The sequence below is a fragment of the Colwellia psychrerythraea genome (genome assembly GCF_000764225.1).
Taxonomy (GTDB): Bacteria; Pseudomonadota; Gammaproteobacteria; order Enterobacterales; family Alteromonadaceae; genus Colwellia; species Colwellia psychrerythraea_D.
The window spans coordinates 72,978-89,046 of sequence record NZ_JQED01000042.1; the positions used below are offsets into that span (position 1 = coordinate 72,978).

Consider the following 16,069-nt stretch of genomic DNA (forward strand, 5'->3'; position numbering starts at 1 on the left):
TACTAGATCAATAACCAAAAGACTTATTTTGTTTACACTAAAGCAATCAATTGAACAGAGTACATTAGTTATGCGTTGGCGTTATTTTCTTATTTTACAAGCTATTATATTTCTGCTGATCGCAGGACTCGTTTATAAACATCATGATAAAGCTAAGTTGATTAAAACCCCACCGGTTGAATTGGCAAAGTGGTATAAACCTGAAAATAAGCGCCAAGTTTGGCTACATAATATGTTTAAACTCCGCCGAGAGATGCAGGCGGTAGAGTTTTATGCGCACCAGCAAGATGCAGAGCATTTACAAGCATGGTCTGCACAACTTAGTGAACATTACCTTAAAATTGCTGAGATGGTGCCGGCTTGGCAAAATAAATTAGCGATAAATACAATGGAAGACTTGCAGCTTGCTAGCGCCCGACAAGATTTCTCTTCGGTTTTAATTCAACATAAAGCATTGCAGCAAAGCTGTGACTCTTGCCATGATGATTATCAAGCCCTGACGGCGTTGACCTATAGAACGCCAGACTTCTCGAAGATTGAAATTACTCCTGAGCTTAGTTTTATTGAACATATGGATACACTGACAAGACAAGTAAACCAAATAAAAATTTCAGCACAAGATGGTAATAAATCATTAGCATTATCGTCCTTAGCTAGTCTTAATGATGAAATGATCACTCTGGGTGAAACCTGTGTTGATTGCCATAAAAAAGATCGAAAGCCATATCCTAACGAAGTGATGAAAAAAACACTGATAAGTTTAAAAAATTCTTTAGAGTCAGGCACAGCTAAACAACAAGGGCGCGACCTTGGAACATTAGCCGTATTAGCATGTGCCCGTTGTCATGGAACACACCGCATTGCTTATGGTGCTAAAAAGCATTTAGTCAAAGAGGTTAGCTTGAGCAGTTTAATTAAGCACTAATAACTCAGGTTGCCGCTGGATTTGTCATTATTTTGAGTCGACTGGGTAGGGTAAAGTCATCAAAGCATGGAGTTAGACTCATTGTCAGTATAGCGAAAGGGCAACGGCTATTATTGTTGCTCAGATTTTTATCAATGCTAACTTGATCAAAATCAAGCGAGAAAAGCAGCTTTTACTGTTGTATTGCGAGACTAAATGCTATTATCTAAATAATAGTAATTATCATTAGCTCTTAGGTTACTCCTTCGAGTAAGATGAATTTGATTTTTTGGATTTATATCATGACGCTAGCTGAACTTCCCTTAAATAAACCAGCCAAAATTAGTGCGCTGCCGAAAGATGAAACTATTGCTGCTCAATTAATTGAACAGGGTTTCACGCTGAGATCACATGTATCATTAGCCCATAAGGCGCCTTTTAATGGTCCTATGGCTTTTCGCTTACACAATACTAAAATTAGCATTCAACGTGTTGTTGCAGAGCAAATTGGCGTTAATTTTTAATCCATGAATGACTTAATTATTCATACCAAGCAACCAAAAAGAATTTTTCCGTGACACAATCAAAACATTTCGCACTGGTTGGGTTTGCCAACTCAGGCAAAAGTACGCTATTTAACCTGTTATTATCAGACAGCGAGAGCAATAAAAAGCAGAGTAAGCAAAACGTAGGTAATTGGTCTGGTGTTACTGTTGCAGCTAAAAAAACGAAAATAACCTTAAATAAGCAAGCTGCTTATTTATCAGATCTTCCCGGCCTAAGTTCATTGGAACGGCATGCAGAGCAGGGCAAAGACCTCACTATTTCTCAATCTTTTTTGCAAGACAATGATATTGATTTTTTAGTCAATGTTGTTGATGTTAATCAGCTCAGTCGTCAATTGTATTTAACTAGCCAGTTATTAGAGCTTGGGGTACCTATGATAGTGGTACTTAATAAAATTGATCGACAAAAAAACTTAGATATTGATACCGCGCAATTGGCAACTGAATTAGGCTGTCCTGTTGTTGCCATCAGTGCACAGCGTGATGATGCACTTATCAAAGTGCAACAAGCACTTGGTCAAATGAGCGCTGTGCTCTCTGACGTTCATCAAAAAATTATTGAAAGTTCGCAAACAGAGTCACAAAATAAAGCAGAGTCCAGTGTAAAGGTAATGCAAGCTCGTTATGATTACATTTCGGATATGCTTGCCCGTGTAAGTAGTGTTGAAGCTAGCAATGCCGCTTTTTCAAACCCGACATCTAGCAATAAACCCTTTTCAGAAAAAATAGATAGCTTCGTATTACATCCTATTACCGGCATTCCAGTATTCCTTGGCATGATGTATTTACTCTTTATGTTCGCCATCAATGTCGGCAGCGCCTTTATCGACTTTTTCGATATTCTCAGTGGTACTTTATTCGTTGCTTATCCATTACATATTCTTGCCCCATTAGATCTACCACAATGGATACTCACTATTGTGGAAGGCTTAGGTAGTGGCATGCAAACGGTGGCAACATTTATTCCTATAATTGCCTGTTTATTTATCGGTTTATCACTACTTGAAAGCTCTGGCTATTTGGCCCGCGCTGCTTTTGTTGTGGATAGCTTGATGCAAAAAATTGGTTTGCCGGGTAAAGCTTTTGTTCCTTTAATTGTTGGTTTTGGTTGTACTGTTCCTGCGGTAATGTCTGCAAGAATTCTTGATAGTGAACGAGAACGTATTACCACTGTTATGATGTCTCCCTTTATGTCATGTGGCGCAAGGTTACCTGTTTACGCACTATTTGCTGCAGCATTCTTCCCGGACAATGGTCAAAACTTAGTATTTTTATTGTATTTAGTGGGTATTGCCGCCGCTATATTTACTGGATTTTTATTAAAGAAGACGGTGTTATCAGGTACAACTTCATTAAATATAATGGAATTACCACCGTACGAGATGCCAAAAATTACGGCCCTCAGTCAGCGTGTTTGGCAACGTACGAGTAGTTTTGTTACCGGAGCAGGCAAAACCATTGTGATTGTGGTCTGTTTACTTAACTTTTTTAACTCTATTGGTATTGATGGTAAATTTGGTAGCCAAGATAGTGAAAACTCAGTATTAAGCCAAGGGGCAAAAGTTGTTATGCCATTATTGGCACCAATGGGAGTTCAAGAAGATAATTGGCAAGCGGGTGTAGGAATTATCACTGGTATATTTGCTAAAGAAGTCTTAGTTGCCACATTTAATAATTTATATTCACCCCATGCCTCAGAAGGGGAAGATGAGCCGTCGTTGGTGCAGAGTTGGCAGGAAGCTACTGGTAGTATCAAAGAGAATTTGTTTGGTATTGCCCCTGATGATCCTTTGGGGATCAGTGTTGGCGAAGTCAGCGATTTAAATCTAGCAGCACAAGAACAAGAAGTTGAGTTAACGACATATCAACGTATGCAAATAGCTTTTGTTAGTCAGCTAGGCGCGTTTAGTTACTTGTTATTTATTTTACTTTATACCCCTTGTGTTGCTGCTATGGGCGCGATTAAAAATGAAGTGGGTAGTCGCTGGGCCGGTTTTGCTGGAATATGGAGTTTTGTTTTTGCTTATTTGGTATCAACGCTATGTTATCAAATAGGTAATTTTTTGGCCTCACCGTTAAGTGCTAGTATTACCATTGCCTTAGCATTATTGACCTTTGTCTTGATTTACTTTTGGCTTAAACATAAAGGTAAACAAGTATTAACTATTCCGGTAAGAGTGAGTTATAGCTCGTAACTCTGTTGCTTCAGTTGGGCTTGCTCAGGCCCAATAAGCTAACTGAAAAATCAAATCCCTCGCCATTGCTAATTGCCATGAACGGTGCCTAGCAATGGCGTTTTCATTTCTACCTAGCTAACTTAATTACTTATTTTAAAGTGAAATCTATTGCGTTAATTAATACAATGGTTAGGACTTCTAACTTTCTCTAGCGGGTTTTAATTACTGCTGAAATCTTGTACTTTACTAAATAAAGCTTACATAGGTATATCCAATTTCATCGCAATGTAGAGTTAATAAAATGCACAATAAATCAGCTAAGCCAATTAAGCGTATTGCCCTATTAACCAGTGGTGGCGATGCTCCAGGTATGAATGCTGCGATACGTTCAGTTGTATTAGCAGCTCATCATTACCATATTGAAGTAATTGGTTTTTATCATGGTTATAACGGCTTGGTATGTGAAGAATATATCGGAATGGCTGAATCACTTTCTCTAATCAAAGTGAATGGCATTATTCACTTTGGTGGCACGATTTTAAAGAGTGCTCGCTGTCCGTTAATGTTAGAAGAAAAAGGCTTGAAATTGGCGGCAGAGACACTAGATGCCAATACTATCGATGCCCTTGTTGTCATCGGTGGTGATGGCTCGTTTTCTGGCCTATTGGCGCTTAAACAGTATTGGTCAGGTCAGATGATTGGTATACCAGGAACGATTGATAATGACTTAGATGGCACTGATTACACCATTGGCTTTGCTACTGCAGTAAACACAGGAATAGAAGCAATTGATAAAATTCGTGATACAGCAGATGCTTTTGAACGGATATTTATTGTTGAATTGATGGGGCGACATTGTGGTCATATAACGTTTAATGTTGGCATTGCTTGTGCGGCGGAGCAGGTGTTATCTTTTGAAAATTTTAACGCAAATGAGCAATCATTAAAGTTACAGCATTTAGCGGCAGAAATTTCCGCGGCGAAGAAAAATCGTCATTCAAGTTATATTATTGTTATCGCAGAAAACCTGTGGCCAGGTGGTGCAGCAGAGTTAGCGAAACAATTGCACCTACAAGCTGATATTGAGTGCACCCCTTGCATACTGGGACATATACAGCGAGGAGGATCGCCCATTGCTAAAGATAGAATATTAGCCACTAAAATGGGGGTAGCTGCAGTGCAAGCACTTATTGAAGGTAAATCTACTGTGATGGTGGCAGAACAAAATAATGCAATGCACTGTATTCCACTAGCTAAGGCAATTAAACACAAAAAGCTAGTAAGTAAGCAACTTATTGACGCACAACAAAATATTTTGGCGCTCACAGCACAAACTCAATGTTAACAAGGTGTGGCTATTTCTGTGATTTTTTCATTACTGAGGTAACATGGGAATTGATAAGGAAAAGCTGCTGCCGTTGCCCAATTCACTTTTAACCATGAGTTCAGAGTTGATGACTTGTGATAATTTTTGGCTAATTGCTAAACCCAACCCTGCATGCTGTGAATTGTCTTCTATAGCATTACTCGCTCTATATCTTGCATCAAATATATAGGCAATATCCTCTTTACTGATACCACTACCATTATCAGTTACGCTTATTTTAACTTGTGTTGATAATTGGGTGACTGTCATAACAATGTTGCCACCATTATCGGTATGTCTAATGGCATTTTCTAATAAGTTTGTCATTATCCGCTCTAATTTTGCGATATCAGAATAAACAATGAATTGGCAAGGTTGAGGCTGTAGGCTCAAGGCGATATTCTTATCAGCTGCTTTTAGGGTAAATTTAGCCAAAATATCATGTAATAACTCACCAATTGGGAAGGTTTCTAAGTTAACAGTCACTTGACCATTTTCTAAATGGGCTAGTTCAAATATTTGGTCGATAAGGCGCTTAAGCTGGCTAACATTACGCTGAACTGTTGTTAAATAGTCTTGTTTTTCAACGTGGGATAAGTCATCACCTTTAATTGCTAATAATTCAATATAACCTTGCATTGTCGCTAGCGGTGTCCGTAGATCATGAGATAAATGTGCTAATAACTCTCGGCGAATCCGGTCGTTTTCAGTCAATAACGAAAGCTGCTGGTTGATTTGCACCACCATGTCATTAAAGGTAGCTCCGAGAAAGTGAACTTCATTACTTTCAATATGCCGGCTTGACTCTGAGCCCCATTGTTTCAATTGAACTTGGCTTTGATCGAATTTCACCGCTTTAAGTGCTTGCATCTGTTGTGCTAACTCTCTTACAGGGCGAGTGAAGTATCGAAAAACTGCTAATAAAATCAGTAAAAATAGAAATAATCCAGCAACAATAAATGCACCATATTTCTGCAAATCTTTATCGGCTTGTACTTGGCTAAAAATTGAGTCATAAATTTCACCACCAATAATAATATATAAATAACCTTGCAGCAGATCACCTTGGTAAACAGGAGAGGCCGAAAATATTTTTTTATTGTTTATATCTCGAGGATCATCTCCAAAAATAGGTACTTGTTGTGGTTCATCAATTAATTTTTTCAACGGTATTAAAGAAACAGATTTGCGCTTAATTTTTTCAGCATCAGCGGAATAAGTTAAAATATTTCCTTGAGCATCTAAAAAGTAAAATTCAAAAGAGGGACCTAGTAGCATGAGTGTATGAAAAAGATTTTCTAGGGCTGCTTTATCATAAACACCGTCTTGTAACAGTGGGTTATCATGGGCTAGATGTTCAGCAAGATTGACGTGCAATTTTTGTTCAGCTTGATATTTTGATTGCTGGACTAAGGTATTACTCCAAGCAACGAGTAATGAAGCCATAATCATGAAAGTAGCACAGAGTGTTAATGCCAAACGTTGATAAAGTGATATTTTCATCGAAGGAAAGTCCTTACTCATTTATAATGCTTTCGAAGGCATTACGCCGGCTGAATTAAGTTTATAACCAACTCCCCAGACGGTCTGAATTATTTTGGGCTCAGCACAATCCTCCTCAAGCTTACTTCTCAGACGATTAATATGTGAGTTTACTGTGTGTTCATAGCCATTGTGATGATAACCCCAAACACCATCGAGTAACTGAGCGCGTGAAAACACCTGATCAGGGTGCTGACAGAAAAAATCAATTAGTTCAAATTCTGTCACTGTTAAATTGATCGTTTTATTTTTATAAGTCACTTGATGAAATCGATGATCAATCTGTAACTGTCCTATCGATGTATTTGTTTGTTCTGTGTGTGCAGGCTCGACTGCTGGTACTGGTATTTTTTCATGTTTAGAGCTGTTAATCTCAGAGGCATTTTTAGCGCTAACAGCATGAACTCTTCGTAATTGACTCCTAACACGCGCTTGTAATTCTCGAACACTGAAAGGTTTCGTCATATAGTCATCAGCTCCCAACTCAAGCCCCAATATACGATCTATTTCTGACGTTTTAGAGGTTAGCATAATGATGGATTGCAGCGGTTTTTCCTGTCTAACCTGCCGGCAAATATCTAAGCCACTAATACCTGGTAACATCACATCAAGTAAAATTAGCTGATAGTCTTTTGTTAACGCTTGTTGTAACGCCTGGTCGCCTTGAGTACAAATATCACAGTTTAAATCTAATTCAGATAAATGCACTTTAATAAGTTTGGCAATATCAATTTCGTCTTCAATTATTAGAATATTATCTTTCATAGTTTGGCCAATGAGTGAACTGAGCCACTCATTGGCCAAGAACACTACTTAGTTCGAGTAATAGTTAATTTAACGGCAGGGTTATCAAAACGATGCGCCTGAGTTAATACTGAGCTAGGTAGACCATCATCTTTACTAACCACACCAGAGTGATAACCAACTAGGTCGATATCATCTCGAGTTGAGTCATAACCAACCCCACCATCTGCTGGGCCTGGAATAGTACCGGCAGCTTCATTATTCTTTTCGGTACCAGAATCATAAACATTTAAGCGCCATGATTTCTCTTGGTTTAAGGTCAAAGTTGATATGTCTACACCAGTAAGACCCGAGAAAGCATCATTTGTATTCACTAACATAGTAGCAACAGTCAAATAAGTGGCTTGAGGATCCATTGTACTGATGTTAACAGTAACGCTGGCACCCGGTAAAGTCGGGCCTTCAGCAGTGGCTGTAGCTAAATTATTTTCTAGCGCAATAAAATCAGCACTATCGCCACCTTCGGCAAGTTTTTCTAAAGCAACAGACGCCGCTTCACCAACTTGCCACATTTTAGCATCGCCGTGAAGCGAAACTGCAACAGGTGACAAGGGCTGTGCGTAGGTTAGATTTGTTAGCGTTACTGAATAGCTATACTCGGTAGGTGGATCAACGGGAGGAGGCGTTTCGTTATCATTATCATTACAAGCCGTTAAACCTAAAGTGAGTAAACCCGCAATAAATAATGGCTTAGCTAATTTTTTTGTACTCTTATTTTGAGCGTTAAAGATTAACATGTTGCCCCCTTATTTCACGGTAATGGTAAGTTTAGCTACAGGGTTTAACCAGCGTTGTACACTATTGTTAATATCACTTATACCTGCCGACATGTCACTATCACCTAAACTACCGCGGTGGATATGTACCTTGTCATTAGACTCCATATCAGTAACACCTGTACCATTCATTCCCAATAGAGGATCTAGAGGTGGTGGTACAGGCATGCCTGCTTCACCCGGTGCACCACTGCCACGAAGTTCATCATTAGCTTCAGTACCAGCATCGTAAGCATTTAAAAAGACGGTATATGTACCAGCTTCTTCAGGTATTTTCCAACTGTCTAAACCAACAAAACCATCATTGGAAGGCAAAATCATGGCAGCGAGTGACAGGTGCGTATTGGTGCTGTCATTTGTTAAGTCAAAGCTTGCTGACATTGCTGGTGCTAATAAACCTGCGGCAGGATTTTCATTAATGTTCGCATCGGCATTGGTTAATATACTAGATAAACCTGAAATGCTACCCCCCTCAGCCATTGCTTGAAGCTCATCACTCGCCATTTCACCCGACATAAAAATATGGTTTTCACTTGTATGTGCTGCTGTAATAACAGGGGTGAAGTACAAACCTTGCGTTAAATTTGTCACTGTAATAGATAAGTCTTGTGCCATGGTGTTTGAGCTTGCAAGTGCAAGTGCTAAAACACTTAACGTTGATTTGATAGGCGATTTCTTGATTACTTTCATGATACTTTCCTTTGAGGTTATACCAATCTGTTTGGTATGGTTTTGTTAGAGTAAAGAAAGTATGGAACTGAATTATCGCTTGAAGATCACACGATTATCACTTTTTGTTGAAGAATTAATCACAAAAGTATCACAGCAAAAAACAGTTAACTATTTGGTTAACGCTAAGAAAAAAGCATGTATTGTCTGATGTGTTTTTTCAGCAGTACTGCAAGGCTTTAAAAGCCTAAGGCGTTATCTGTCAGGAGGGTGATGAGGCTTATATTTGCAGTGAGGTATCGAATGAAGAGGTATCTCAGCATCTCTTCATTCAACGTTAATCTTGGCTATATTTTTTTTACATAAAAGGTGGTCTCATGCCCCTGTAAATATAAGATGGTTTCAGTCCTCACTCCGGTGGATGGCTCGTCGAGCGACGCGACATTTTTAATTAGTTTAATTGAATACTCACCAGAAGGCGTTGCTGCTGAGGACAAAGTGCCGGTAATCAACCATAATGAACCATCACTTAGTAATATTGAATCACTGACTCCCTCTAGATAAAAAGTGTGAGTACCTTCCCATTGAATCCTAGCGTCAATGACTGGCTCAAGATAATAGCCAAATGGCGCTTCTTCATTATATAAATACCAATCACTCAAGGTCTCTGTCGGTTGGGAAGTAAGGTTTGGAAAGTCTTCATTGATATCATAGAGCGTATAATCAAAAAAACTACTACCACTAAATGTTGACGAATCAATTCCCTGAACTTTCCATACAGAGTCATCATCCAATACGACAACAGCGCCCAGTGCTAGTGTTGCTAATGCAACATTACCTTCTTGCAAAGTACGTGGGGGTGAAACAGGATCGATGTAAAAACTATCGGAGCTATTGTTAATGAATACGTAATATTGCCCTCTTACGCCTTGGTCTGGTTCACCAAAATCATTTGGATTATTATAAATGATAACATCTTTTTCGCCTTCACTGATAACACCATCATTTGTAGAAAGGCCAACGATTATCCATAAACTATCATTCTTTAATTTGAAGATGTCATTTAATGAGTGGCCATTTAGGTAAAGAGCTTCCGAATAATCGTTTGAAATCTCACTATCAGAGGAACCTCCGCCTTCTCCGCATGCAGAAAGTAGAAAAACGAAGACAAAAAAACAGCAATATTTCATAAAATATCCTTTTAAATTAATGAACTATATTATGGTAACAGTAGGATGGATGTTATACAACGTAACTGATCTATTGAGCATGTGACAAGTTGAAAATCACTTTTTATAACGAGAAAGCGTGACTTTGGCTTAAGGTGTTATGCTATTTTTTACCATGTTTATTTAGCCAGTTTTACTAACTCAGGCTCTGCTTCACAAAATAAAGTAAATAAGCGTATTTGATTGTGAGCGCGATCTAAATTATGCTTTTCTCGGCTTACTTGGAAATAGTTATCTCCATTTAAGTAGTCGGTTAAAAAACGTGTACCAAGACTGAAAGGTAATAATTTTGCACCAACAATTAAACTGTCTTTTTCAAGTGCAGTCATCTTATCGCCAAAAGCACTTTGATAGCTCTGAATAAGTGCTTCAAAAATATCAAGTTTAATAACCATCTCATTAATATTAGTATCATCTTCTGAAAGGTTACTGCAACATGCTCTCACCATATCGCCAAAGTCATGCATGAGTAAACCTGGCATGCAGGTATCAAGATCAATGACTGCACAGGGGATGTCACCTTCAGTAAATAATAAATTGTTTATCTTGGTATCATTATGCGTAACATGCAGGGGTAATTTTTTGCTGATATCGGTAACATGCTTACTAAAATGTTGTTGGGCTAAGCAAAAGTTAACTAATGTAAGACAGCTCGATAATCGATCTTGTCGATCGCTTTCAACGGCTTCGTTAAGTTGTTGTAGGCGAGAAGTAATATCATGAAAGTCTTCGATGATAACCGCAAGCTCTTCAACGGGAAAATCACTTAGCGTACAGCTAAACTTTGCAAAAGCATTGGCAACAAGTGCAGCTTGTTTTGGTGACTCAACTTCTTCTAATGTGTAAGAGTTACTAATAAATTCCATTAAACGCCAATAATTAGCACCGACTTTACAATAGGTCTTTCCTGTTTTGCTCAATAATTGTTGTGGAACGGATAGGGGGTAGTGACCGATAGTTTTTTGTCGTTGCAGGTGCAGATTTATTTTTTGGGCGTTACTCGTTAATTCAGTGGTTTTGGGGAAAACAGTATGGTTGATTTGCTGTAAGACAAATTCACAATCGGGGGTGGTCAACTTATAAGTATTATTGATATGACCATTACCTAAAACGACTATTACAGCTTCGGTAAAGTCGTAATCATAGTTATTTAGAACGGTATCTATATCTGAGTGGAGCGATGCTGATTTGTTATCCATTGCTTTTAATACTTATCTTTTAGTGACTATCTTGTTAGCAATGTAATTCTCGAAAGTAGTTAACAGCGAGCTTATGCTAATACGTTAACCTGTGACAAATTAACGTGTAACAAATTAGCGCAAGATCTTACTCTTTTTTGTCAAATAGTACAGTAACTTTCTCATCGGTTAGCTTGCTATCTTTTAGAGGTAAGCGAAAGTCAACGACCTTTACTATTCAGTTTATTTTGTCTTTATGTAAAATTAACAGGGAAGTACAGTTTGAATAGGATAATTTTTATGCTCTCTGAGTAGAGAATATTGTTATCATTTGAGTGGAGTATGGACGCTAGGCAAGAAACTATCTAGGTAAAAATGAGAGGAACTATAGGTTTACTACTTTTCAATAGCTTCGACTTGAAGTTGCACTATTCTACTGGAATTAACAACGACTATAGACAAAGTCTTGATTGAAGGTAATGGCTATTTAGTAACAATATTAACCTCATTACTGAGGTTAATATTGTTAACAAAAAATTATAGATCTGCCAACGGGTTTTGTTGCCAAGGTGCTTGAAAAAATGGCGCTATTACATCGTTGGTTACTTCGTTTAACTGCTTATATTGCCAGTCAGGGTTTTGGTCTTTATCAATCAATAAAGCACGTACGCCTTCAGCAAATTCAGTGTGACGAATGATGGTGGTGGCAAGTAATACTTCCTTTTCAAAAACAGTTTTTAAACCTAAGCCTTTACAAAGCTCAAGCTGATGGAATATCCATTTAACCGCTAAAGGCGAGCCACTGGCTAAACCATTTTTTGCTCGTTGAAGCCATTTGTCATCAGTCTCAAGCGATGAGAAATTAGCGGCAATTGTTTCAACATCATCACTGCGGCATAAATCGTTAATTAATGTTTGATGAGTTGCTAAGTTGCCTGCGGGAATATCTGCAATACACTGACTTTGATGATGGTTAAAAATGTTATCCAAGCTATTACTCATTTCAATAGCATCGCATTCTAAAGAGAGCAATTCATCGATAATGGCTTGCTTGTTGGTATGAGAGATTGCGTAGTTAGCAATCCCTGCATAAAGACCGTCAGCAGCATTAATAGAGGAGCTTGTTAATGCTAAAAATCGACCACAATAACCCGGCATGGTATTTAAAAAATAACTGCCGCCGACATCAGGAAATAATGCAATGGTGACTTCTGGCATAGCAATACGTGTTCTTTCTGTGGCAATACGATAAGCGCAGCCAGCAAAAACACCTAAGCCCCCACCCATCACAATGCCATGACCCCAGGCAATGGTTGGTTTAGGGTAATTATGCAGTAAATAATCTAGGCGATATTCGCGCTCAAAAAATGTTTCTGCATACTCACATGGGCCGCCAGGCTGATCAATAGACGACTTATACAAGGCTTGTACATCGCCACCAGCACAGAATGCTTTTTCACCTGCGCCTTGAATTAATACGGCAGCAATCTTTTCATCTGTTTGCCATTGCGTTAACTGTGTTGATAATAAATCAATCATTTCCAGTGTTAATGCGTTCAACGTTTTTTCACTGTTTAGTGTCAATACGCCAATGTTCTGGCCATTTTTAACCGCTAACTCTTCTACTATTACAGGACTTGTCATTAGTTATTCTTCCATTGAGGTTTACGCTTTTCAATAAATGCGCTAACACCTTCTTTTTGATCTTCGCTATCCCATAACTTTACAAAAAGTTCACGTTCTTTCGCGTAAGCAGCATTGATGTCACCATTGCGCGCTTCCATGATTAATGATTTGCAATAAGCAACGGAGGTAGGCGATTGACTTTCAACTTTTTCAGCTAACGCTAAAGCGTGTGATAAAGCTGTGCCCGTAGGGACTACTTCAGAGACTAAGCCTATTTTTTCAGCTTGTGGCGCTTTGATACGCTCACCTAATAAGATCATGCGTTTAGCCCAACCTTCACCAATTAACCATGACAATTGCTGTGAGCCTAAACCACAAGGCAATAAACCAACAGCAGCTTCAGGTAATGCCATTTGTGCCTGTTCTTCACATATTCTCACATCACAAGATAAAGCAACTTCTAAGCCGCCGCCCATTGCAAAGCCGGTGATCGCTGCTATGGAAACCCCTTGATAATTCGACAGTGCTTCAAACGCACCGCCAAAAGCGGCTGAAAAATCAAAAGATAAACCTTTATCATCATGATTGAATCTATTGAGATCTGCGCCTGCACTAAAGAACTTTTCACTGTCACTGGTTAAAATAAGTGAGTAGTTATCTTTGTCTTCATTAAGCACAGTGATTAATTGTTTTAGATAATTTAAGCTCTCAGGTGTCCAAGTATTTGCCGGTGGGTTGTTAAAAGTCACAATCGCGACATGGCCACGTTTTTCTACTTTTAATAAATCACTCATTAATAACTCCAAAAAACATTGTTTACAAACAATGCTTAAAAATATTGTTTAAAAAATAGGGTTTAAATCATTGTAATGCGGTACTAACGAATAATGTCTGTGGCACCTTCTTCTAAGACACGTCGTGCGGTAATTACCCGCATAATTTCATTAGTGCCTTCAAGAATTTGATGAACACGGGCATCGCGCATATATCGCTCAATAGGGTATTCTTTGATATAGCCGTAACCACCATGTAGTTGCAATGCCTCATTACAGACAGTAAAACCAATATCGGTTGCAAAACGTTTAGCCATAGCACAATAAGTTGTTTTATCGGGATCGTTTATATCTATTTTACTTGCCGCTAATCGGATCATTTGTCGCGCAGCTACTAATTCTGTCACCATATCGGCCAACTTAAATTGCAAGGCTTGAAAAGCCGCTAATGGTTTACCAAATTGCTTGCGTTCTTGCATATAAGCTTGCGACAAATCAATACAGGCCTGCGCGGCGCCAATAGAGCAGCTCGCGATGTTAATGCGACCCCCGTCTAAGCCTTTCATGGCAATTTTAAAACCTTCTCCTTCTGCGCCTAATAAACAATCGGCAGGCAATTTAGCGTTCTCAAAACTAATGGCACGTGTTGGCTGAGAATTCCAGCCCATTTTGTCTTCATTTTTGCCATAACTAACGCCCGCGAGATCAGCTGGAACGGCAAAGGCTGAAATGCCTTTAGCACCATCATCTTGTGAGCCGGTACGCGCCATCACAACCAATACATCCGTTTCGCCGGCACCACTAATAAACATTTTGCTGCCGTTAAGTAGGTAATAATCACCGTCCTTTTTAGCTGTGGTACGTAAAGAGCCAGCGTCACTGCCCGCGCCTGGCTCAGTTAAGCAATATGATGCCAGTTTTTGACCCATGATAAGATCATCACACCATTGCTGTTTGGTCGACTCAGTGCCCCAAGTGGATATCATCCAACTGGCCATATTATGGATAGAAATAAAGGCTGCCGTTGAGGTACAACCTACGGCTAACTCTTCAAGAATAATGGAGGTATCTAAGCGTGGTAAATTCATACCGCCCACTTCTTCTGGGCAGTACATTCCCATGAATCCTAATTCGCCGGCTTTTTTAAACATCTCCTTGGGGAAAATTTTCTTTTCATCCCATTCACTGGCAAATGGCTTCATTTCGCCGACTGCAAAACTTCGTGCAGCATCTTGAAAGGCTAATTGATCTTCGTTCAGTAAAAAATTCATAAATGCCCTTATGTCGAGTCATTACCAAAGTTACTGGTATGTCTTGATGGTATTGTTTTTATATTTTATTAAAGCAAAAGCATGAACTTTATTGCTTTAATAAAACTACTGACTCTATATAAACACATTGAAATAGGGGCGTGAATTAACTATATTATTCTTTTGATGGATTATATTGTTTTCCATGATAAGGTCAGGAAAGTTCTTTTTTAATGGCGAAGTGTAAAGTGAGAACTGAGATATGAGTAAACCTTCACGGTGGCCACTTACCACAGACGGTATTCGTTTTATTACGCCACATGTATTGGTAAAACGATTGCAAAAAGACCCCTTAGCAAAGGGGCTTTACGTGACTGCAATGGGATATTATCCCACTGCAACTGGCCATGCTATGGAGCGAAAAGGACATCCTGATCATATCCTTATTTACTGTACGGCAGGAAGTGGCTTTCTTACCATAGCGGGTAAAACAATAGCAATTAGCAGTGGTGATATCTTTTATTTACCAGCAGGCTCCAAGCACAGTTATCAAGCGAGTAAAGAATCCCCATGGACATTATATTGGCTTCATTTTGATGGCACGCTAGCAAATGACTTTTGCAGGCATTTAAATATTGTGGATCGTAAGTTTACTATTGGCGTACAACCGCGAGTAATTAGAGTCTTTGACGGTATCTCACATCTTAGGCACAGTAGTCATAGTTTGTCGGAATTTATTCAAGGCGGTCATCAAGTTCAAGCCTTGTTAAGTTATATCGCTTTATTAGTACAACAACGACAACCTAATGCGATAAATACCTTCGATACAGAGAGTATACGCGCCATGATGCAAGAGCATATTCATAGTAAGCTTGATCTTGATTCATTAGCTCAAGCAGCCAAGTTATCTAAATATCATTTTTCAAAGAAGTTTAAACAAGTCACGGGTGAGTCGCCTATTAGCTATTTTATTAGTATGAAAATGCAACGCGCTTGTTATCTATTAGATAGCACGCCACGCTCTATTAAGCATGTTGCATCAGAGCTGGGTTACCATGATACTTATTACTTTTCGCGTTTGTTCAAAAAAAATATAGGCATAGCACCTGCTATGTATCGTAAGGCTAAACTCTAGATGGACTTTACTTCATAGGTTGTTGGCGAATGTTGAAGTAAGGCTGGCGAAAAAAGTAAATAAGAAAAGAAATA

At 38.8% G+C, this 16,069-nt stretch carries 14 protein-coding genes; 5 read left to right on the plus strand and 9 right to left on the minus strand.

Translation table 11 applies throughout. The features are described 5' to 3' along the window. Positions 1-28: 28 nt before the first annotated feature. The 4 genes from ND2E_RS0121690 (at position 29) to ND2E_RS06390 (ending at position 4,992) form a co-directional block, all read left to right on the plus strand. On the plus strand, positions 29-925 hold the full coding sequence (locus ND2E_RS0121690; protein WP_052056751.1) for a hypothetical protein: 897 nt from the start codon (positions 29-31) through the stop codon (positions 923-925). Positions 926-1,206: 281 nt separating this feature from the next. Continuing rightward, a complete protein-coding gene (locus ND2E_RS06400; protein WP_033094771.1) occupies positions 1,207-1,428 on the plus strand; it encodes a FeoA family protein in 222 nt (73 codons plus the stop codon). 50 nt (positions 1,429-1,478) lie between these two features. Then, positions 1,479-3,665 carry a ferrous iron transport protein B gene (gene feoB / locus ND2E_RS06395; protein WP_033094772.1) on the plus strand — a complete coding sequence of 729 codons (2,187 nt, stop codon included), beginning with the start codon at positions 1,479-1,481 and terminating at the stop codon, positions 3,663-3,665. Positions 3,666-3,948: 283 nt separating this feature from the next. Further along, the gene (locus tag ND2E_RS06390) at positions 3,949-4,992 is read left to right on the plus strand and encodes a 6-phosphofructokinase (protein ID WP_033094773.1); all 1,044 of its coding nucleotides are present in this window, start codon (positions 3,949-3,951) and stop codon (positions 4,990-4,992) included. 30 nt (positions 4,993-5,022) lie between these two features. Here ND2E_RS06390 and ND2E_RS06385 read toward each other — a convergent pair whose 3' ends face one another. The 9 genes from ND2E_RS06385 to ND2E_RS06345 all read right to left on the minus strand — a co-directional run bounded on the left by ND2E_RS06385 (position 5,023) and on the right by ND2E_RS06345 (position 14,881). Then, positions 5,023-6,516: a sensor histidine kinase gene (locus tag ND2E_RS06385; protein ID WP_033094856.1), complete on the minus strand. Its 1,494-nt coding sequence runs from the start codon at positions 6,514-6,516 to the stop codon at positions 5,023-5,025. Between the two features lie 21 nt (positions 6,517-6,537). Continuing rightward, entirely contained in the window at positions 6,538-7,320 is a 783-nt protein-coding gene (locus ND2E_RS06380; RefSeq protein WP_033094857.1) for a response regulator transcription factor, read from the minus strand. 44 nt (positions 7,321-7,364) lie between these two features. Further along, positions 7,365-8,096, minus strand: a complete 732-nt coding sequence (locus ND2E_RS06375) for a spondin domain-containing protein (RefSeq protein ID WP_081962072.1) — start codon at positions 8,094-8,096, stop codon at positions 7,365-7,367. A 9-nt stretch (positions 8,097-8,105) separates the two neighbouring features. Continuing rightward, entirely contained in the window at positions 8,106-8,825 is a 720-nt protein-coding gene (locus ND2E_RS06370; RefSeq protein WP_190277850.1) for a spondin domain-containing protein, read from the minus strand. A 326-nt stretch (positions 8,826-9,151) separates the two neighbouring features. Further along, positions 9,152-9,994, minus strand: a complete 843-nt coding sequence (locus tag ND2E_RS06365; RefSeq protein WP_033094774.1) for a hypothetical protein — start codon at positions 9,992-9,994, stop codon at positions 9,152-9,154. Positions 9,995-10,152: 158 nt separating this feature from the next. After that, complete coding sequence (locus ND2E_RS06360) at positions 10,153-11,232, minus strand: phosphotransferase enzyme family protein (protein ID WP_052056753.1); 1,080 nt, start codon at positions 11,230-11,232, stop codon at positions 10,153-10,155. A gap of 516 nt (positions 11,233-11,748) precedes the next feature. Continuing rightward, entirely contained in the window at positions 11,749-12,855 is a 1,107-nt protein-coding gene (locus tag ND2E_RS06355; RefSeq protein WP_033094775.1) for an enoyl-CoA hydratase/isomerase family protein, read from the minus strand. Beyond that, positions 12,855-13,631 (minus strand): enoyl-CoA hydratase, encoded by a 777-nt coding sequence (locus tag ND2E_RS06350; protein WP_033094776.1) that lies wholly within the window; start codon positions 13,629-13,631, stop codon positions 12,855-12,857. The genes ND2E_RS06355 and ND2E_RS06350 overlap by 1 nt, the downstream gene beginning before the upstream one ends. Positions 13,632-13,714: 83 nt before the next feature. After that, on the minus strand, positions 13,715-14,881 hold the full coding sequence (locus tag ND2E_RS06345) for an acyl-CoA dehydrogenase family protein (RefSeq protein ID WP_033094777.1): 1,167 nt from the start codon (positions 14,879-14,881) through the stop codon (positions 13,715-13,717). Between the two features lie 241 nt (positions 14,882-15,122). Between ND2E_RS06345 and ND2E_RS06340 the strand changes: the two genes are divergently transcribed. Next, positions 15,123-15,995 carry an AraC family transcriptional regulator gene (locus ND2E_RS06340; RefSeq protein WP_033094778.1) on the plus strand — a complete coding sequence of 291 codons (873 nt, stop codon included), beginning with the start codon at positions 15,123-15,125 and terminating at the stop codon, positions 15,993-15,995. The last annotated feature ends 74 nt before the right edge of the window (positions 15,996-16,069 follow it).

Coding starts and splice junctions, on each gene's coding strand:
- ND2E_RS06400 (WP_033094771.1), top strand. CDS start 1,207: ATGACGCTAGCTGAACTTCCCTTAAATAAACCAGCCAAAATTAGTGCG.
- ND2E_RS06390 (WP_033094773.1), top strand. CDS start 3,949: ATGCACAATAAATCAGCTAAGCCAATTAAGCGTATTGCCCTATTAACC.
- ND2E_RS06385 (WP_033094856.1), bottom strand. CDS start 6,516: ATGAAAATATCACTTTATCAACGTTTGGCATTAACACTCTGTGCTACT.
- ND2E_RS06380 (WP_033094857.1), bottom strand. CDS start 7,320: ATGAAAGATAATATTCTAATAATTGAAGACGAAATTGATATTGCCAAA.
- ND2E_RS06375 (WP_081962072.1), bottom strand. CDS start 8,096: ATGTTAATCTTTAACGCTCAAAATAAGAGTACAAAAAAATTAGCTAAG.
- ND2E_RS06370 (WP_190277850.1), bottom strand. CDS start 8,825: ATGAAAGTAATCAAGAAATCGCCTATCAAATCAACGTTAAGTGTTTTA.
- ND2E_RS06365 (WP_033094774.1), bottom strand. CDS start 9,994: ATGAAATATTGCTGTTTTTTTGTCTTCGTTTTTCTACTTTCTGCATGC.
- ND2E_RS06360 (WP_052056753.1), bottom strand. CDS start 11,232: ATGGATAACAAATCAGCATCGCTCCACTCAGATATAGATACCGTTCTA.
- ND2E_RS06355 (WP_033094775.1), bottom strand. CDS start 12,855: ATGACAAGTCCTGTAATAGTAGAAGAGTTAGCGGTTAAAAATGGCCAG.
- ND2E_RS06350 (WP_033094776.1), bottom strand. CDS start 13,631: ATGAGTGATTTATTAAAAGTAGAAAAACGTGGCCATGTCGCGATTGTG.
- ND2E_RS06345 (WP_033094777.1), bottom strand. CDS start 14,881: ATGAATTTTTTACTGAACGAAGATCAATTAGCCTTTCAAGATGCTGCA.
- ND2E_RS06340 (WP_033094778.1), top strand. CDS start 15,123: ATGAGTAAACCTTCACGGTGGCCACTTACCACAGACGGTATTCGTTTT.